Annotated in this window: 13 protein-coding genes; 6 read left to right on the forward strand and 7 right to left on the reverse strand. The window is 66.4% G+C overall.

The features are described from left to right. Positions 1-144 precede the first annotated feature (144 nt). Positions 145-627, forward strand: a complete 483-nt coding sequence (locus tag NH14_RS25700; RefSeq protein ID WP_035531899.1) for a glutathione peroxidase — start codon at positions 145-147, stop codon at positions 625-627. A 36-nt stretch (positions 628-663) separates the two neighbouring features. On the opposite strand, the gene cls is transcribed toward NH14_RS25700, so the two are convergent. The 6 genes from cls to dapC all read right to left on the reverse strand — a co-directional run bounded on the left by cls (position 664) and on the right by dapC (position 7046). After that, positions 664-2151, reverse strand: coding sequence for a cardiolipin synthase (gene cls, locus NH14_RS25705; protein ID WP_035531896.1), 1488 nt, complete (start codon positions 2149-2151; stop codon positions 664-666). 228 nt (positions 2152-2379) lie between these two features. Then, positions 2380-3276: a 50S ribosomal protein L3 N(5)-glutamine methyltransferase gene (prmB, locus tag NH14_RS25710; protein WP_035531894.1), complete on the reverse strand. Its 897-nt coding sequence runs from the start codon at positions 3274-3276 to the stop codon at positions 2380-2382. A gap of 25 nt (positions 3277-3301) precedes the next feature. Then, a complete protein-coding gene (dapE, locus tag NH14_RS25715) occupies positions 3302-4441 on the reverse strand; it encodes a succinyl-diaminopimelate desuccinylase (protein ID WP_035531891.1) in 1140 nt (379 codons plus the stop codon). Between the two features lie 94 nt (positions 4442-4535). After that, a complete protein-coding gene (locus NH14_RS25720) occupies positions 4536-4904 on the reverse strand; it encodes an ArsC family reductase (RefSeq protein WP_035531888.1) in 369 nt (122 codons plus the stop codon). After that, positions 4904-5731, reverse strand: a complete 828-nt coding sequence (dapD, locus tag NH14_RS25725; RefSeq protein WP_035531885.1) for a 2,3,4,5-tetrahydropyridine-2,6-dicarboxylate N-succinyltransferase — start codon at positions 5729-5731, stop codon at positions 4904-4906. Before dapD ends, NH14_RS25720 begins: the two co-directional genes overlap by 1 nt. Positions 5732-5810: 79 nt before the next feature. Further along, positions 5811-7046: a succinyldiaminopimelate transaminase gene (gene dapC, locus NH14_RS25730; RefSeq protein WP_035531882.1), complete on the reverse strand. Its 1236-nt coding sequence runs from the start codon at positions 7044-7046 to the stop codon at positions 5811-5813. Positions 7047-7550: 504 nt separating this feature from the next. Here dapC and NH14_RS25735 point away from each other — a divergent pair. The 5 genes from NH14_RS25735 to def all read left to right on the forward strand — a co-directional run bounded on the left by NH14_RS25735 (position 7551) and on the right by def (position 16529). Then, entirely contained in the window at positions 7551-8627 is a 1077-nt protein-coding gene (locus NH14_RS25735) for a DMT family transporter (RefSeq protein ID WP_084225836.1), read from the forward strand. 194 nt (positions 8628-8821) lie between these two features. Further along, the gene (gene smc, locus NH14_RS25740; RefSeq protein ID WP_035532007.1) at positions 8822-12340 is read left to right on the forward strand and encodes a chromosome segregation protein SMC; all 3519 of its coding nucleotides are present in this window, start codon (positions 8822-8824) and stop codon (positions 12338-12340) included. Positions 12341-12422: 82 nt separating this feature from the next. After that, positions 12423-13745: a cell division protein ZipA C-terminal FtsZ-binding domain-containing protein gene (locus NH14_RS25745; protein WP_035531879.1), complete on the forward strand. Its 1323-nt coding sequence runs from the start codon at positions 12423-12425 to the stop codon at positions 13743-13745. 193 nt (positions 13746-13938) lie between these two features. Next, positions 13939-15999: an NAD-dependent DNA ligase LigA gene (gene ligA, locus NH14_RS25750; RefSeq protein WP_035531876.1), complete on the forward strand. Its 2061-nt coding sequence runs from the start codon at positions 13939-13941 to the stop codon at positions 15997-15999. Then, positions 15996-16529: a peptide deformylase gene (gene def / locus NH14_RS25755; RefSeq protein WP_035531873.1), complete on the forward strand. Its 534-nt coding sequence runs from the start codon at positions 15996-15998 to the stop codon at positions 16527-16529. The genes ligA and def overlap by 4 nt, the downstream gene beginning before the upstream one ends. A 90-nt stretch (positions 16530-16619) precedes the next feature. Here the strand turns inward: def and NH14_RS25760 are convergent, their stop codons facing one another. Further along, the gene (locus NH14_RS25760; protein WP_084225826.1) at positions 16620-18464 is read right to left on the reverse strand and encodes a pseudouridine synthase; all 1845 of its coding nucleotides are present in this window, start codon (positions 18462-18464) and stop codon (positions 16620-16622) included. Between the last annotated feature and the right edge of the window lie 6 nt (positions 18465-18470).

Below are 18470 nucleotides of genomic sequence, written 5' to 3' on the forward strand. Positions count from 1 at the left end.
TTTAGACTGCGCCGCAGTTGCGCCGGCATCGGCCGGACGGCTAACGCCGGGTTCCGGTCCATTTGCCGGTCCGATCGGCCATTCGGCCAGGCTGTGGCGGGCAGCTTTTCTCACGTAGACTGGCGCTTTCGTTGGGAGAGCCAGATGTCGACGGTTTATTCGTTTTCGGCCACGCCGCTCGGCGGTGGCGCGCCAGTGAGCCTCGAGCAGTACGCGGGCAAGGTCATGCTGATTGTCAATACGGCGAGCGAATGCGGATTCACGCCGCAGTATCAGGGCTTGCAGAAGCTCCACGAGCAGTACGCCGCGCGCGGCCTTGCGGTGCTCGGTTTTCCGTGCAACCAGTTCGGCAAGCAGGAGCCGGGCGACGCGGCGCAAATCGGCGCTTTCTGCGAGAAGAACTTCGGCGTCACGTTTCCGATGTTCGAGAAGATCGAGGTGAACGGGGCCCACGCGCACCCGCTGTACCAGTGGCTCAAGGGCGAAGCGCCGGGGCTGCTCGGCATCGGGCGCATCAAGTGGAACTTCACGAAGTTTCTCGTGGGCCGCGATGGCAAGGTCGTCAAGCGCTATGCCCCTGCCACGAAACCCGACGCCATTGCCGCGGACATCGAGCAACTGCTGTAAAGGCGTACCGGCTGGCTCGCGAGCTGGCTCGCAGGACTACAGCACGGGCGCGAACAGGCGCGCAACATGCATCGAGATCTTGCGCCACGCGTGCGCGTCGCGGTATTCGCCGCGGTCGATCTCGAAGGTCTGCTCGAAGTCGCGCAGCAGCATCGCCTCGACCTCAGCGGCAAAGCCGCGGTGCACGGTCAGCACCATGATTTCGAAATTCAGGCGGAACGAGCGGTTGTCCAGGTTCGCGCTGCCGATGGCGGCGGCCGTGTCGTCGATCAGCACGACCTTCTGGTGCAGGAAGCCCGGCTTGTAGCGGAAGATGCGAATGCCCGCGCGCACCGCGTCGTAGGCGTAGAGCGTGGATGCCTCGAACACCACGAAGTGATCGCGCCGGCTCGGGATCATGATGCGCACGTCCACGCCGCGCATCGCCGCGAGGCGCAGCGCCGAGAAAACCGCTTCGTCGGGCACGAGGTAAGGCGTGGTGATCCACACGCGTTTTTTCGCGGCGTTGATTGCCTCGACGAAAAAGAGCGAGCAGGTTTCCTGACGATCGGCGGGGCCGGTGGGCATCACGAGGCAGTGCATGTCGCTGCTGTCGCCTGACTCGCCCTGGGGCTCGACTCGCGACGTTACGGCGGGTGGTTCGCAGCCGGGAAGCTCCTGGGTGACCCAGTACCAGTCCTCGGTGAAGGCGAACTGGATGTTGGCCACCACGGGGCCGCGCACCTCGATATGCGTGTCGCGCCACGGCGAGAGCGGCGGCTTCGCGCCCAGATATTCGACGCCCACGTTATGGCCGCCCACGAACGCGCGCTCGCCGTCCACCACCACGATCTTGCGGTGGTTGCGGAAGTTGAGCTGGAAGCGGTTGACGAAGCGGCGCTTCGTCGAGAACGGGTGCACTTCGATGCCGCCCGCGCGAAGCTCGTGCACGTAGCGCGCCGGCAGGTCGAAGCTGCCGATGCTGTCGTAGAGGAACAGCACGCGCACGCCGCGCGCGGCGCAGGCGAGCAGGGTGTCCTTGAGCATGTCGCCGAGCGCGTCGGCGCGCACGATGAAGAACTGCACGATCACATAACGGCGCGCTTGTTCGATCGCGTCGAAGATCGCGGAGAACGTGGCTTCGCCATTGACGAGCGTGCGCACCGTGTTGCCCGCCACGAGCGGCATGCCGGCCAGGTGCGAGAACGAGCGGATCATGCGCGTGCTCAGTTCGTCGGCTGGCCAGTCGACGGTATGGTCCAGTTCGTCATCGGGGCTGCCGGGCGGGCGCCAGCCGGGCATGTGCGCGCGCGTGCGCAAGGTTTCGTTGCGTAGCCGCCGTGCGTCCGCATAGCCCTCGAACTTGCTGCGGCCGAGAAACAGATAGGGGATCAGCGTGAAGTAGGGCATCGTCGCGAGCGAGACGGCCCAGGCGATCGCGCCTTGCGAGGTGCGCGTATTGAGGATGGCGTGGCCTGCTGCGATCAGGCCGAGCAGATGGGTGATCGCGAGCAGAATGCCCAGGGTTGACCAGTCGAATCGCATAGAGGCGCGGGACGCTCCTGAAGCCGTGCGGCGCAGCTGCGAGTGCGAGCCGTGCGAACCGCGTGAGCCGGGAAACATTCATCTTACCGAACCCTGTCGCGTAGCGGCGATTCTGCTTGCGCACTGGTTTTGCGCTAATCGGGAGCGCGATGGTGTTATGGCTGCGCGCTGCGGCCCGGCGGCGCTCTCGAGTGTCTTCGAGCGCAGCCGGGCCGCTATTTTCCGTGCTCAGACCGGCAGGTCCGCGGCCTGGATCAGGAACACCTGGTCGTCGCCCGCGCTCGTCGAGAGCCAGACGAGTTCGAGGCCGCCGAACGCGGCTTCCACGTTCGCGCGTTCGTTGCCGATTTCGACCACGAGCACGCCTTCGTCGGTGAGCCACTTGCGGGCTTCGCCGATGATGCGGCGCACGATGTCCATGCCGTCCACGCCGCCCGCGAGCGCCATCTCCGGCTCGTGGCGGTATTCGGGCGGCAGCGCCTGCATCGATTCGGCGTTCACGTACGGCGGATTCGTGATGATCACGTCGTAGCGGCGCTCGGGCAGCGGCGCGTACAGGTCGCCTTCGAACAGCGCGATGCGCTCGTCGAGACCGTGCTCGTGCACGTTGCGCGCCGCGACTTCGAGTGCGGGCGCCGAGAGGTCGACGGCGTCGATGTCGGCGTTCGGGAACGCGTGCGCCGCGAGGATCGCGAGGCTCGCGGAGCCCGTGCACAGTTCGAGCACGGCGGTAACCTGCTCGGGGTCTTCCACGTAGGGCTGCAAACCGTCTTCGAGCAGCTCGCCGATGAACGAGCGCGGCACGATCACGCGCTCATCCACGTAAAAGCGCAGGCCGTGCATCCACGCTTCCTGCGTGATGTAAGCGGCGGGCACGCGCTCGTTGGCGCGGCGCTCGATCACGGCGAGCACCTTGTCGATTTCCTCGGGCGCGAGGCGCGCGTCCAGAAACGGATCGAGCAGGTCGAGCGGCAGATGCAGCGTATGCAGGATCAGATAAGCGGCCTCGTCGTAGGCGTTGGTCGAGCCGTGGCCGAACGCGAGATGCGCGGCCGAAAAGCGCGAGACGCCGTAGCGCAGCAGGTCGCGCACAGTGGAAAAGGTCGTGGCTAGCGAATGGGGCATGTCATTGACTCCAGCAATAGGCCGCTCAGGCGATCAGTTGTTCCAGCACGCGGCGATACACGTTCTTGAGCGGATCGACGAATTTTACTTCGATATGCTCATCGATCTTGTGGATGCTGCCATTGGGCGGTCCGAACTCAACCACCTGTTCGCACATGCGCGCGATGAAACGGCCATCGGATGTGCCGCCCGTGGTCGACAGTTCCGTGTTCACGCCGGTTTCGTCGATGATCGCCCGTTCGAGCGCGTTCGAAAGCGCGCCGCGCGGGGTGAGGAAGGGCAGGCCGCTCACGCTCCAGTGCAGATCGTATTCGAGGCCGTGCTTGTCGAGAATCGCGTGCACGCGCTTTTGCAGGCCTTCCACCGTGCTCGCGGTCGAAAAGCGGAAGTTGAACATCACGTCGGCGTGGCCGGGAATCACGTTGGAAGCGCCGGTGCCGCTATGGATGTTGGAAACCTGCCATGTGGTGGGCGGGAAGTACTCGTTGCCGTCGTCCCATTTTTCGGCGACAAGATCGGCCAGGGCCGGCGCGAGCAGATGCACCGGATTCTTCGCGAGATGCGGATAGGCAATATGGCCCTGCACGCCCTTCACGACGAGCTTGCCCGACATCGAGCCGCGCCGGCCGTTCTTCACGCAGTCGCCGAGCGTATGCGTGGAAGTGGGCTCGCCCACGATGCAGTAATCCATCTTTTCGCCGCGCGCCTGCAGCGCTTCGACGACCTTGACGGTGCCGTCGGTGGCAGGACCTTCCTCGTCGCTCGTGATGAGAAAGGCAATCGCGCCGCGATGTTGCGGATGCGCCGCCACGAACTCTTCGCTCGCCACCACGAAGGCCGCGAGCGACGTCTTCATGTCGGCCGCGCCGCGTCCGTAGAGCTTGCCGTCGCGGTGCGCGGGCTCGAACGGCGGCGAGCTCCATTGCTCGAGCGGGCCGGTGGGCACGACGTCGGTGTGGCCCGCGAACGCGAGCAGCGGGCCCGCGGCGCCGGCCGTGCCGCGCTTGACGGCCCACAGGTTGGTCACGCCGTTGGATTCGATCGTTTCGCACGCGAAGCCGAGCGCACCGAGGCGTTCGGTCATGATGCGCTGGCAGTGCTGGTCGTCGGGCGTCACGGACGCGCGGGCGATCAGGGCTTCGGTAAGGGCGAGGGTGGCGGACATGAATGAACCACTTTCAATAAAAATGCCGGCGCCGCTGATCGAACAGGGGCCGGCAACAGCAAGGAAAAACCGTTTCAGGCGAACAGCGCTTTTCTCAAGCGAACAGCGCCTCGTATTGCTCGGCGGAAAAACCCAGCGTCTTCACACGGCCATTCACGGCCACGACCGGCCGCTTGATGATCGACGGCTTGTGGATCATCAGCGCGATCGCGCCGGCGGTCGTGTCGGCTTCGGCTTTGTGGACGTCGGACAGGCCGCGCCAGGTCGTGCCGCGCTTGTTGATGAGCAGATCCAGTGACACGTCCTTGAGCCAGTCCTGGACCAGCGCATTCGACACGCCGGCCTTCTTGAAGTCGTGGAATTCGAACTCGATGCCGTGCTCTTCGAGCCACACGCGGGCCTTCTTCACGGTGTCGCAGTTCGGAATGCCGTAGACGACGACGGTTTTTGCGGCCTTCGCCATTAGTCGCCTCGCAGCAGCTCGTTCAGGCCGACCTTGGCGCGCGTCTTCGCGTCCACCTTCTTGACGATCACGGCGCAGTAGAGGCTGTGCGAGCCGTCCTTCGAGGGCAGATTGCCGGCCACCACGACCGAGCCCGCCGGAATGCGGCCGTATGAGACTTCGCCGGTTTCGCGGTCGTAGATCTTGGTCGACTGGCCGAGGTACACGCCCATCGAGATGACCGAGTTCTCCTCGACGATCACGCCTTCCACGACTTCCGAGCGCGCGCCGATGAAGCAGTTGTCTTCGATGATGACCGGGTTGGCCTGCAGCGGCTCCAGCACGCCGCCGATACCGACGCCGCCCGAGAGGTGCACGTTCTTGCCGATCTGAGCGCACGAGCCGACGGTGGCCCACGTGTCGACCATCGTGCCTTCATCGACATAAGCGCCGATGTTGGTGTACGACGGCATCAGCACGACGTTCTTCGCGATGAACGAACCGCGGCGCGCGATGGCCGGGGGCACGACGCGGAAACCGCCGGCCGCGAAGTCTTCGGCCGTGTAGTTGGCGAACTTCGAGGGCACCTTGTCGTAGAACTGGCTGTAGCCGCCGGCGGCCATCGGCACGTTGTCTTCCAGGCGGAACGACAGCAGCACGGCCTTCTTCACCCATTGGTTGACGACCCAGTCGCCGTCCTTCTTTTCGGCGCAGCGCAGCGCGCCACGGTCGAGTTCGGCGATGACGTGGGCGACGGCTTCGCGCACCTCGTTCGGCGCGGACTTGGGCGAGAAGTCGGCGCGGTTATCCCAGGCGGTGTCGATGATCTGCTGAAGTTGTTGCGACATGGTGGTGGCTTCGTGTGAGTTCAAATGCGATGACTCGCGTACCCGGGGGCGGGCGCGCGAACGTAAGGTGGCTTTACTGTTACTGCTTGAGCGAGCGGCAGAAGTCGACGATGCGCTGCGCGCCCTCGATGCACTCCTCGACGTCGGCGACGAGCGCCATGCGGACGAAGTCTTTGCCGGGATTCGCGCCATGCGCTTCGCGCGCGAGATACGAGCCCGGCAGAACCGTCACATTATAGTCGGCGTAGAGGCGCTGGGCGAACGCGGTATCCGAGAGGCCAGTGCGCGCGACGTTGGCCCACAGATAGAACGCGGCGTCGGGCAGCTTCACGTCGAGCACGTCGGCGAGCATCGGCGTCACGGTCGAGAACTTCTGCAGGTACTTCGCGCGGTTCTCGCGCACGTGGGCCTCGTCGCCCCAGGCCGCGATGCTGGCGGACTGCCAGACCGGCGAGAGAGCCGAGCCGTGGTACGTGCGGTAAAGGAGAAACTGCTTGAGCAGCGCCGCGTCACCCGCGACGAAGCCCGAGCGCATGCCGGGCGCGTTCGAGCGCTTCGAGAGGCTCGAGAGCATGATCAGGCGCTCGAAACCGCGGCCGAGCCGGTGCGCGGCTTCGAGGCCGCCGAGTGGCGGATGCGCTTCGTCGAAGTAGATTTCCGAGTAGCACTCGTCGGAGGCGATCACGAAGCCGTAGCGGTCGGAAAGCGCGAACAGCTCGCGCCAGTCGTCGAGCGTGAGCACGGCGCCCGTCGGGTTGCCCGGCGAGCAGACATAGAGTAACTGCGTGCGCGCCCAGACCTCTTCGGGAACCTGCGAATAATCGCAGGCGAAGTTGCGGCCGGGGTCGCTGTTCACGAAGTACGGCTCGGCGCCCGCGAGCAGCGCGGCGCCTTCGTAGATCTGGTAGAACGGATTCGGACAGAGTACGATCGGCCGCTTTGCTGGACCTTTTGCTCCCGCCGTGGGGTTGACCGTCGGGTTCACCACGGCCTGGGCGAGCGCGAAGAGCGCCTCGCGCGAGCCGCACACGGGCAGCACTTGCGTGTTTGCGTCGATGGCGGGCAGGCTATAGCGCCCGGTCACCCATTTCGCGATCGCCTCGCGCAGCGCGGGGCTGCCGGCCGTGGCCGGATAGGCCGAAAGACCGTCGAGCGAAGCGACGATGGCGTCGCGGATCAGCGCGGGCGTCGGATGTTTCGGCTCGCCGATCCCGAAGCTGATGTGGCGCAGGCCGGCGTTCGGCGCGACGTCCTTGAAGAGCGCACGCAGCTTTTCGAAGGGATAGGGCTGGAGAGTGTCGAGTAGCGGATTCACGGGCTTGGCGGGTGAAAAGCGTGAGACGGGTGGACAGCGCGCGGCGCAATGGCCGGCATCGGCGGCCCGGTTCCGGCGACGATGTGACCCGATGTAACCCGGCGCGACGATGTCGTGGCCATGATAGGGCCGGTTGCTGGCGTGCCTGGCGGCGCGATCCGGCATGGGTGGCGTGGATCGCGGCGGCACGGAGCGGGTCGCGCGTCGGGGATGGCTGCTGCGGCTGGAAAAGCGTGGATTATAACTTGGCGAGGCACGGCCTGCGGGGCGCTCCGGCGTGCGCGCGGGCGAGGCATGTAGCCGGGAATATGGCCCCTGGAGGCCCGGTGGGCATGCTTTGGCGGAGCGCATGGCATAACGCGCATATCGCGCATATGGCAACAGGCAGGACAAACCGGCAGGACAGTCGGCAACAAACGAGGAACAACAAAGGAGGGGTATGCAGTCCGAAAAGCAGCCGATGCGCGCTTTCTTTGCATGGGCGCGGTGCGGGAGAGCCGGCCGATGAGCGCGAGCCTGAAGTCCGGCTGGCCGACGCTCGCCATCATGATCGGCGCCTCGGTGTGGGGCGTGATCTGGTATCCGCTGCGCACGCTCGCGAGCCTCGGCCTGACCGGCACGGCCGCAGGAGCTGCGACCAGCGCGGCGGGGTGCCTCTTCGTGCTGTTGCTGCGCCACCGCTCGATCGCCACGGTGCGCTGGCACTGGGTGCTGCCGATGCTCGGGCTGGCCGCGGGCGTGGCCAATATGGGCTTCGTATGGGGCGCGATCCACGGCGAAGTGATGCGTGTGCTCCTGCTGTTCTACCTCACGCCGGCATGGACGGCGATCTACGCGCATTTCATCCTGAACGAGCGCCTCACGGGGGCCGGCGCAGCACTCTCCGCGCTGTCACTGCTGGGCGCGGCGCTCATGTTGTGGTCGCCGAAGCTCGGCGTGCCGTTGCCGGCCAACGCGGCCGAATGGGCGGGGCTTGCGGGCGGCATGGGCTTTGCGATGAGCAACGTGCTCGTGGTGAAGACGAGCCGCGTGCTGCCGCAGATGAAGCCGGAGATGCGCACCGCCGTGATTTTCGCCGGGGCGGCGATCTGCGGTGCGGTGGCGTCGCGCTTTGAGCCGATGCCGGTGCTGCACGTCGGCGAGCCGCTGGCGCGCATCGTGCTGCTCGTGGCCGTGCTCGGTTTGCTGCTGAGTTCGAACAACATGCTGGTGCAGTACGGGCTCGCGCGCGTGCCAGCGAACCGCGCGTCGATCATCATGCTTTTCGAACTCGTGGTGACCGCGCTTTCATCGTGGCTGCTCGCGGGCGAAACGCCGGGGCCGCGCGAGTGCGCGGGCGGCGCGTGCATCGTGCTTGCTACGCTGCTGTCGAGCTGGGTGCATCGCACGCAGGACGCCAAAGCGGGCGGCAAGCATGAGCAGCACGCGAGTGCCGACGCCAGCGTGATTGCCCACGCGCAAGCGTGCCCCATCGACGAAAGCGGCAATGCCCATGGTGGCGCGGATGACGATGCGAATGACCGCGGCGGCCCAAGCGCATCGCCGCGCAGCGGGCGGAAAGGCGCGCGCACGATGGTATGATTGCCGCTGATCCTCGCCGGGCGGGCGCGCACAAGGTGCTTCGCGCGGCGAGCCGTGGCGGCTGCCTGAGATGTAGTGCCCGAAGTGCTGATGAAGCGCCCGCAGCATTCGATGCGTGATCCATGCGCGTGCGGCGCGTGGCTTGCGGCGCGGGCGGTCCCGTTCACTCTCCCTATTCAAACAGCGATATCGCCGTGCGTCTGACCTCGATTAAACTCGCTGGCTTCAAATCCTTCGTCGATCCCACGCATTTCCAGGTCCCGGGCCAACTCGTCGGAGTGGTCGGGCCCAATGGCTGTGGCAAATCGAACATCATCGACGCCGTGCGCTGGGTGCTCGGCGAATCGCGCGCCTCGGAATTGCGCGGCGAGTCGATGCAGGACGTCATTTTCAACGGCTCCACTGCGCGCAAGCCCGGCAGCCGCGCCAGCGTCGAACTCGTGTTCGACAACGCGGACGGGCGCGCCGCGGGCCAGTGGGGCCAGTATGCCGAGATCGCCGTCAAGCGCGTGCTCACGCGTGACGGCACGTCGAGCTACTACATCAACAATCTGCCGGCGCGCCGGCGCGACATCCAGGACATTTTCCTCGGAACCGGCCTCGGGCCGCGCGCGTACGCGATCATTGGGCAGGGCATGATCGCGCGCATCATCGAGGCAAAGCCCGAAGAGCTGCGCGTGTTCCTCGAAGAGGCCGCAGGCGTTTCGAAGTACAAGGAGCGCCGCCGCGAAACCGAAAGCCGTCTGCACGACACGCGCGAGAATCTCACGCGCGTGGAGGACATCGTGCGCGAGCTGTCCACGAACCTGGAGAAGCTCGAAGGCCAGGCCGTGGTGGCGACGAAGTTCCGCGAGCTGCAAACCGAAGGCGAAGAAAAGCAGCGCCTGCTGTGGCTCTTGCGCAAGAACGAGGCGGCCGGCGAGCAGCAGCGCCAGCAACGCGCGATCGAGCAGGCGCAGATCGACCTGGAGCGGCACACCGCGCAGCTGCGCGAAGTCGAAGCGCAGCTCGAAACGCTGCGCGTCGCGCACTATTCGGCCAGCGATGCGATGCAGGGCGCGCAAGGCTCGCTCTATGAAGCGAACGCCGAAGTAAGCCGCCTCGAAGCGGAAATCAAGTTCATCGTCGAATCGCGCAATCGCGTGCAGGCGCAGATCGCTGCGCTTACCGCCCAGCGCGAGCAATGGCAGGTGCAGGCGCAGAAGGCCGAGGACGATATCGCGGATGCCGAAGAGCAGCTCGCGATGGGCGAGGAAAAGGCGGCCATCGCCGAAGAACAGGCGGCGGCGAAGCAGGAGGCGCTGCCCGCGCTCGAAAACCGCTGGCGCGATGCGCAGGCGCAACTGAACGACGAGCGCGCGGGCATCGCGCGCACCGAGCAGGCGATCAAGCTCGAAGCCGCGCATCAGCGCAATGCCGACCAGATGCTCCAGCAGCTTCAGCAGCGCCACGAGCGCCTGAAATCGGAGGAAGGCGGCCTCGACGCACCCGACGAAGCGCAGCTCGAAGAGTTGCGCATGCAACTGGCCGAGCAGGAAGAGATCCTGCACGAGGCGCAGCAGCGTCTTGCCGATGCGCAGGAAACCGTGCCGCGTCTCGACGCCGAGCGCCGCGCCGCGCACGAGCGCGTGCAGGCCGAAGCGGCGCAGATTCATCAGCTCGAAGCGCGCCTCGCCGCGCTCAAGCAGCTTCAGGAGAACGTGCAAACCGAAGGCAAGATTCAGCCGTGGCTCGAACGCCATGAACTGGGTGCGCTGCCGCGTCTGTGGAAGAAGCTCCACGTCGAAGCGGGCTGGGAGACCGGGCTCGAGGCCGTGCTGCGCGAGCGCCTTGCCGCGCTCGAAGTGTCGAACCTCGACTGGGTGAAGGCGTTCGCAACCGACGCGCCGCCGGCGAAGCTCGCGTTTTACGCGCCGCCGCCGGCAGGCCAGGCGCCGGCTGCGCCCGCGGGCCTCACGCCACTGCTCTCGCTCGTGCGCATCGACGATGCGGGCCTGCGCGCGGTGCTCAACGAATGGCTCGGCGCGACCTTCGTGGCCGCCGATCTGGCCGAAGCGCTCGCGAAGCGCGCTCAGTTGCCCGAAGGCGGCGCCTTCGTGGTGAAGGCCGGCCACACGGTGACGCGCGTGGGCGTGCAGCTCTATGCCGCCGACTCGGAGCAGGCCGGCATGCTGGCCCGCCAGCAGGAAATCGAAAACCTCACGCGCCAAGTGCGCGCGCAGGCGCTGCTCGCCGACGACGCACGCGCCGCTGCGGTGCGCGCTGAGGCCGCGCACACCCAGGCGGCCCAGGCGCTCACCGAAGTGCGCCAGCAGGCCGAGCGCGCCACGCAGCGCGTGCACGCGCTGCAAATGGACGTGCTCAAGCTCACCCAGGCGCACGAGCGCTATACGGCGCGTAGCACGCAGATTCGCGAGGAACTCGAAGAGATCCGCGCGCAGATCGAAGAACAGCGTGCGCTGCGCGCGGAGTCGGAGGCGAATTTCGAGCGCCACGACATCGAGCTCGCGGAGTTGCAGGCGCGCTTCGAAGACAATCAATTGGCGTTCGAGGCGCTCGACGAGGAATTGGGCAGCGCCCGCAATGAGGCGCGCGATCTCGAGCGCGCGGCGGGCGATGCGCGCTTCGCGGCGCGCAACATGGCCAACCGCATCGAAGAGCTCAAGCGCAACATCCAGGTCGCGCATGACCAGAGCGAGCGCGTGGCCGCCTCGCTCGAAGACGCGCGGGCGGAACTGGAAACGATCAACGAGCAGACCGCGCACACGGGCCTGCAGGACGCGCTGGAAATCCGCGCGCAGAAGGAAGAAGCGCTGCGCGCCGCGCGCGCCGAACTCGACGACCTGAGCGCGAAGCTGCGCGCGTCCGACGAAACGCGCCTCACCGCCGAGCGTGCGCTGCAGCCGCTGCGCGACCGCATCACCGAATTGCAGTTGAAGGAGCAGGCCGCGCGCCTGAACGGCGAGCAGTTCGTCGAGCAACTGCAGGCTGCGGGCGTGGACGAAGTCGCGCTGCAGGAGAAGCTTTCGCCCGACCTCAAGCCCTCGTATCTGCAAGGCGAAGTCACGCGCATCAATAACGCGATCGCGGCGCTGGGGCCGGTCAACATGGCCGCGCTCGACGAACTGGCCGCCGCGAAGGAGCGCAAGACTTTCCTCGATGCGCAGTCCGCCGACCTCACGAGCGCGATCGAAACGCTCGAAGACGCGATCCGCAAGATCGACCAGGAAACGCGAACGCTGCTGCAAGGCACCTTCGACGAGGTGAACCGGCATTTCGGCGACCTGTTCCCGCGCCTCTTTGGCGGCGGCCAGGCCAAGCTCATCATGACCGGCGACGAAATTCTCGACGCCGGCGTGCAGGTGATGGCGCAGCCGCCCGGCAAGAAGAACTCGACGATCCACCTGCTCTCGGGCGGCGAGAAGGCGCTTACCGCCACGGCATTGGTGTTCGCGATGTTCCAGTTGAACCCGGCGCCGTTCTGTCTGCTCGACGAAGTTGATGCGCCGCTCGACGACGCCAACACGGAACGCTTCGCCAATCTGGTGCGCGCGATGTCGGACAAGACGCAGTTCCTGTTCATCTCGCACAACAAGATCGCGATGGAGATGGCGCAACAGTTGATTGGGGTGACGATGCAGGAGCAGGGCGTTTCGCGCATCGTTGCGGTCGACATGGAAACGGCTGCCGGTTTCGCACAGAATACGGCCTGATGGCCACGCACGCGGCGCGCGTGTTCAGGAAGGACGAAGGGACGATGCGCGTCGCCGGAAAAGAATTGCAGATGGAGCATGCATGGATCAGTTGACTCTCGGGTTGATCGGCGCGGGTGCCGTGGTCGTCGGGGGCGTGGTGGTGTACAACGCGTGGCAGAGCGCCAAGGTGCGCCGGCGCATGCCGCGCCCGATGCCCGAGGAAACGGCCGAGGCGCCGCTGCGCGACGACCTGAACGAACAGAGCCCTTTCATCGAGCCGGCCCGCGCGCCGGCCAAACGCGAGCCGTCGCTCGCGGGTGGCAGCGCCGCCGAGGAGCGCATGGAGCCGGGTTTCGGCGCGGTTGCGCCGGCCGACACGCCAGTGGACATCCAGGCGGAGAGAACTTCGCCGAATGGCTTTTCGGATGACGAGGCTGGAGAGGCTGGGAGCGAGGAGTCGCTTGCGTCCTCAACGGAGCATGGCGAGCCGGAAGCTCATGTCGCGAACGACGAAAAGCGCGACGAAAAGCAGAGTGAAAAGCGCGCGGAAGACGAGCGCGTCGAGCCGGTGCTGCCGGCCGCCACGACGATCTCGTCGGCGCCGCCCGCCATTGTGGATCGGCGTATCGACTGCATCGTGCCGATCCGGCTCGGCGGGCCGCAGCCCGGCGAGCGCGTGATTCCACTTGCGCAACGGTTGCGCCGCGCGGGCAGCAAACCGGTGCATATCGAAGGCAAGCCCGAAGGCGGCGATGGTTGGGAACTGCTGCAAAACGGCGTGCGCTACGAAGAATTGCGCGCGGCTGCGCAGCTGGCGAATCGCAACGGCCCGCTCAACGAACTGGAATTCTCCGAGTTCGTCGCGGGCGTCCAGCAGTTCGCGGATGCGCTCGACGGCCTGCCCGAATTCCCCGACATGACGGAAACCGTGGCGATGGCCCGCGAGCTCGACGGCTTCGCGGCGCAGTGCGACGCCCAGCTTTCGATCAACGTGCTGTCGGACGGCGCGCCGTGGTCGGCGAACTACGTGCAGGCAGTGGCGGCCCAGGACGGCTTGCTGCTCTCGCGCGACGGCACGCGCTTCGTCAAGCTCGATTCGAAGCAGAGCCCGGTGTTCATGCTGCAATTCGGCGACACCAACTTCCTGCGCGACGATCTCACCTACAAGGGCGGCCAGATGATTACGCTGGTCCTCGACGTGCCGGTGGCCGACGAAGACATCCTGCCGTTCCGCCTGATGTGCGACTACGCTCGCTCGCTCGCCGAACGTATCGGCGGCCGCGTGGTGGACGACCAGCGCCGGCCGCTGCCGGAATCCGTGCTGCAGTCCATCGACAAGCAGCTCATGACGCTCTACGCGAAGCTCGAGCAGGCCGGCATTCCGGCGGGCTCGCCGGCCACGCGGCGGCTCTTTAGCCAGTAAGGGCAAACGCTTTGCCATTGCAACAAGCGCGGCGCTATCACGGCGCCGCGCTTTTTTGTGCGTGGCGCAAACGTGGGCTTGCAAGCGCGGGCCGTTCGACGACGCACGAAGCTGGCCGTTCGGCCGATGCCACGGCCGTGGCTTCCTGAGATAATCTGACAATCTAATTCATTCAGAAGAAACCGCCCCAAGCATGGTCCGTTCTCCCGCCCGTCCTTCCGAAGAGTCCACTGCGGCGCAGCGCGCGTCGTGGTTGCGCGCCGAACTCGAGCGCGCCAATCACGCGTACTACGTGCTCGACCAGCCGGAGCTGCCCGACGCGGAATACGACAAGCTGTTCAGCGAGCTCCAGCGGATCGAGTCCGAGCATCCGGAAATCGTCTCGCCCGACTCGCCCACGCAGCGCGTGGGCGGCGAGGCGGCAGCGGGCTTCGAGCAAGTGGTGCACGACGTGCCCATGCTTTCGCTCAACAATGGCTTTGCCGACGAAGACATCGTCGCCTTCGACAAGCGGGTGTCCGACGCGCTCGGCAAGGGCGAAGGCGGCCCGGTCGAGTACGCGTGCGAGCTCAAGTTCGACGGTCTCGCCATTTCGCTGCGCTATGTGGACGGCGTGTTCGTGCAGGCCTCCACGCGCGGCGACGGCACGACCGGCGAGAACGTCACCGAAAACGTGCGCACGATCCGCTCGCTGCCGCTGCGGCTCAAAGGCCGGCGCGTGCCGAATGTGCTCGACGTGCGCGGCGAGGTGCTGATGTTCCGCCGCGACTTCGACCGCATGAACGAGCGTCAGCGCGAGGCGGGCCACAAGGAGTTTGCGAACCCGCGCAATGCGGCGGCAGGCAGCCTGCGCCAGCTCGATTCGAAGATCACCGCGCAGCGGCCGCTGTCGTTCTTCGCCTATGGCATTGGCGTGCTCGAAGGCGAGCCCATGCCTGCCACGCACAGCGAACTGCTCGACTGGTACGCCGAAATGGGCCTGCCCGTGAACAGCGAGCGCGCGGTCGTGAAGGGCGCGCAGGGGCTGCTGGAGTTTTTCCGCGCCGTGGGCGAGAAGCGCGACTCGCTGCCCTACGACATCGACGGCGTGGTCTACAAGGTCAACCGGCGCGACGAGCAGGACACGCTCGGCTTCGTCTCGCGCGCGCCGCGTTTTGCGCTCGCCCACAAATTCCCGGCGCAGGAGGCGCTCACGAAGGTCGTCGCCATCGACGTGCAGGTGGGCCGCACCGGCGCCATCACGCCAGTCGCGCGCCTCGAACCCGTGTTCGTGGGCGGCGCGACCGTTACCAACGCCACGCTGCACAACGAAGACGAAGTGCGCCGCAAGGACATCCGAATCGGCGACACGGTGATCGTGCGCCGCGCGGGCGACGTGATTCCCGAGGTGGTGAGCGCGCTCGCCGAGCGCCGCCCCGCAGACGCCCGCGAGTTCGTGATGCCCACCGAGTGCCCGGTGTGCGGCTCGAGCATCGAACGCCTGCCCGACGAAGCAATCGCCCGCTGCACCGGAGGCCTCTTTTGCCCCGCGCAGCGCAAGCAGGCGCTATGGCACTTCGCGCAGCGCCGCGCGCTCGATATCGACGGTCTCGGCGAAAAGATCATCGATCAGCTCGTCGACCAGAATCTCGTGCGCACGCCGGCCGATTTATTCAACCTGGGCTTCTCCACGCTGGCCGAGCTCGATCGCATGGCGGACAAGTCGGCACAGAATCTGCTGGATTCGCTCGAGAAGGCCAAATCCACCACGCTGGCGCGCTTCATCTACGCGCTCGGGATTCGCCACGTAGGCGAATCCACGGCGAAGGATCTGGCGAAACATTTCGGCTCGCTCGACCCGATCATGGACGCGTCCATCGAGCAATTGCTCGAAGTGAACGATGTCGGGCCGATCGTGGCCGAGTCGATTCATCAGTTCTTTGCGGAAGAACATAACCGCACCGTGATCGAGCAACTGCGCGCGCCGGGCAAGGTCAGATGGGCGGACGGTCCGCCTGCGCCGAAAGCGCCGGTGGGTGTGCTGGCGGGCAAGACGGTGGTGCTCACCGGCACGCTGCCCACGCTCACGCGCGACGAGGCGAAGGAAATGCTGGAAGCGGCCGGCGCGAAGGTGGCTGGCTCGGTGTCGAAGAAGACCGACTACGTGGTGGCGGGTGCCGAAGCAGGCAGCAAGCTTGCGAAAGCCGAGGAACTCGGCGTGCCGGTGCTCGACGAAGAAGGGTTGCACAAGCTCCTGGAGGGGCACACGACATGATTCGCGAAATTCTCAGAATGGGCGATCCGCGCCTGCTCGGCATCGCCAGACCGGTCGACCATTTCGACACGCCCGAATTGCACGAGCTGATTGCCGACATGTTCGACACAATGCACGCGGCTAACGGGGCAGGGCTTGCCGCGCCGCAGATCGGCGTCGACCTGCAGGTCGTGATCTTCGGCTTCGAAGACAACGAGCGCTATCCGGAAGCGCCGTCGGTGCCGCAAACCGTGTTGATCAACCCGGTCATCCATCCTCTTTCGCACGACATGGAAGAGGGCTGGGAAGGCTGCCTTTCGGTGCCGGGCCTGCGCGGCGCGGTGAGCCGCTATTCGATGATCCGCTACAACGGCTTCGACCAGTACGGCAATTCCATCGAGCGCGTGGCGGAAGGCTTTCACGCGCGCGTGGTTCAGCACGAATGCGATCATCTGATCGGCAAGCTGTACCCCATGCGCATCACCGACTTCTCGAAGTTCGGTTTCACCGACATCCTGTTCCCCGATCTCGACCCAAAGAGCGACGATTGAGATCTGGCGCGCACACAAGCGGGCGCGCATGAAAAAACGGGAGCCGAGGCTCCCGTTTTACTTGCTGTCACTGGCTTCAACCGGCGGCGCTCAGAACGTCTCGTCCGCCGACAGATAGCGCCATTGCCCCTGCGGCAGCGCGCCCAGCAGCACGCGGCCCATGCGCACCCGCTTGAGGCCGACCACCTTCAGCCCAACCAGTTCGCACATGCGGCGGATCTGGCGCTTCTTGCCTTCGCGCAGGACGAAGCGCAATTGCTCGCCGTTTTGCCAGCTCACCATGGCGGGCTTGAGCGGCACGTCGTCGAGCGAGAGGCCGTGGCGCAGCTTCGCCAGCAATTCGGGCGGGAAGTGCTGATCGACTTCCGTCTCGATGTCGCCATAGGTCACGCGCACGAGGTATTCCTTGTCGATGTCGGAACTCTCGCCGATCAACTGCTTTGCCACGCGGCCGTCCTGGGTCAGCACGAGCAGGCCGGTCGAGTCGATGTCGAGACGGCCTGCCGGCGCGAGCGTACGCAGATGTTTCGCCGAAAAGCGGATGCCCGAGTGATCACCGTCCCAGTGATTCTCGGCCGTGACGAGTGTGGCCGCCGGCTCATAGCCGTCCTCGGCCTGGCCCGAGACGTAGCCCACCGGCTTGTGCAGCAGGATCGTCACCTGGCGCGCCTGCGCGGCGAGCGCGGCGGGGTCGACTTCGATGCGCTGCTGGGGCGTGACCTTGGCGCCTAGCGTGTCGACGACTTCGCCCTCCACATAGACCCAGCCCTTTTCGATCCATTCGTCGGCTTCGCGGCGCGAGCACAGGCCGAGTTCTGACATGCGCTTGGACAGGCGCAGCGTGTTGTCGCCGTCGATTTCCACGCGCGCGGTGCGTTGTGGGGCGGTGTGGTCGCCACCAGCCGGTGAGCGGCGCGGCGCCTGGTCGGAGCCCTTCGCGAAGGGTTTCGACCCGGGCTTGCGTGTGCGGGCGTCTTCCGCGTTGCGCTCGTTTGCGTTACTCCAAGAAGATTTAACGGGGCGCGCGAAGCCACGGTCGTCGCGCGGGCGGCGTTCGTCGGAACTCTGGTCGCGGCGAAACGCTGGGCGTCGATCGTCGCCGTCGTCCCGGCGCGGGAAGCGGCGTTCAGTGCTTTCGTCGCGTGCGCGGAGTGGACGTTGGCCTTCGCTTTCATCGCGGCGCGGGAATCGGCGTTCGCCACCTTCTTCCCGAGCACGGAACGGACGGCGCTCATTCCCTTCGTCGCGTGCGCGGAAGGGGCGCTGGCCTTGGCCTTCTTCACGAGCCCGGAACGGACGGCGTTCCCCCCCTTCGTCGCGTGCGCGGAAGGGGCGCTGGCCTTGGCCTTCTTCCCGAGCCCGGAACGGACGGCGTTCACCCCCTTCGTCGCGTGCGCGGAAGGGGCGCTGGCCTTCGCCCTCCTCACGGCGCGGGAAGCGGCGTTCACCGCCTTCGTCGCGAGCCCGGAACGGACGGCGTTCACCCCCTTCGTCGCGAGCGCGGAACGGACGTTGGCCTTCGCCCTCATCACGGCGTGGGAAGCGGCGTTCGCCACCCTCGCCACGATTGCGCGGGAACGGGCGCTCATCGCCCTCAGCCCGGCGTGCGGGCCGCGCGTCGCGGTCCCACGGTTTGGCGCTTCGCTGCGCGTCGCCCGCGTCGCGGCGGCGGCGCTCCTCACCATAGCCGCTGCCTTCGCGCGGCGCGCGAGCGGGCCGGTTGGACGTGTCGCGCTCGCGCGCGCTCGCCGGCTTCCCGGACACAGGCTTCCCGCCGGGTTTTGGCGTGGACGGGCGCGCTTGTGCGGGCCGTCCTTCAGCCGGCCGCGCCTCGTCGGAGCGCACCGGCTTGCGGGCGGTCGTGCTGCCGCGGCGGACGGGGGCGCGTTCGGGCGTGGCCGGGCGCGGATGTTTGGCTGTCAGTTTGGCTCGCATGGTTCT

The sequence above is a fragment of the Paraburkholderia sacchari genome (assembly GCF_000785435.2).
Taxonomy (GTDB): Bacteria; Pseudomonadota; Gammaproteobacteria; order Burkholderiales; family Burkholderiaceae; genus Paraburkholderia; species Paraburkholderia sacchari.

What these genes read in the sequence shown, in the direction of transcription:
- NH14_RS25700 (WP_035531899.1), top strand. Translation starts at nt 145, where the DNA reads ATGTCGACGGTTTATTCGTTTTCGGCCACGCCGCTCGGCGGTGGCGCG.
- cls (WP_035531896.1), bottom strand. Translation starts at nt 2,151, where the DNA reads ATGCGATTCGACTGGTCAACCCTGGGCATTCTGCTCGCGATCACCCAT.
- prmB (WP_035531894.1), bottom strand. Translation starts at nt 3,276, where the DNA reads ATGCCCCATTCGCTAGCCACGACCTTTTCCACTGTGCGCGACCTGCTG.
- dapE (WP_035531891.1), bottom strand. Translation starts at nt 4,441, where the DNA reads ATGTCCGCCACCCTCGCCCTTACCGAAGCCCTGATCGCCCGCGCGTCC.
- NH14_RS25720 (WP_035531888.1), bottom strand. Translation starts at nt 4,904, where the DNA reads ATGGCGAAGGCCGCAAAAACCGTCGTCGTCTACGGCATTCCGAACTGC.
- dapD (WP_035531885.1), bottom strand. Translation starts at nt 5,731, where the DNA reads ATGTCGCAACAACTTCAGCAGATCATCGACACCGCCTGGGATAACCGC.
- NH14_RS25735 (WP_084225836.1), top strand. Translation starts at nt 7,551, where the DNA reads ATGAGCGCGAGCCTGAAGTCCGGCTGGCCGACGCTCGCCATCATGATC.
- NH14_RS25745 (WP_035531879.1), top strand. Translation starts at nt 12,423, where the DNA reads ATGGATCAGTTGACTCTCGGGTTGATCGGCGCGGGTGCCGTGGTCGTC.
- ligA (WP_035531876.1), top strand. Translation starts at nt 13,939, where the DNA reads ATGGTCCGTTCTCCCGCCCGTCCTTCCGAAGAGTCCACTGCGGCGCAG.
- def (WP_035531873.1), top strand. Translation starts at nt 15,996, where the DNA reads ATGATTCGCGAAATTCTCAGAATGGGCGATCCGCGCCTGCTCGGCATC.
- NH14_RS25760 (WP_084225826.1), bottom strand. Translation starts at nt 18,464, where the DNA reads ATGCGAGCCAAACTGACAGCCAAACATCCGCGCCCGGCCACGCCCGAA.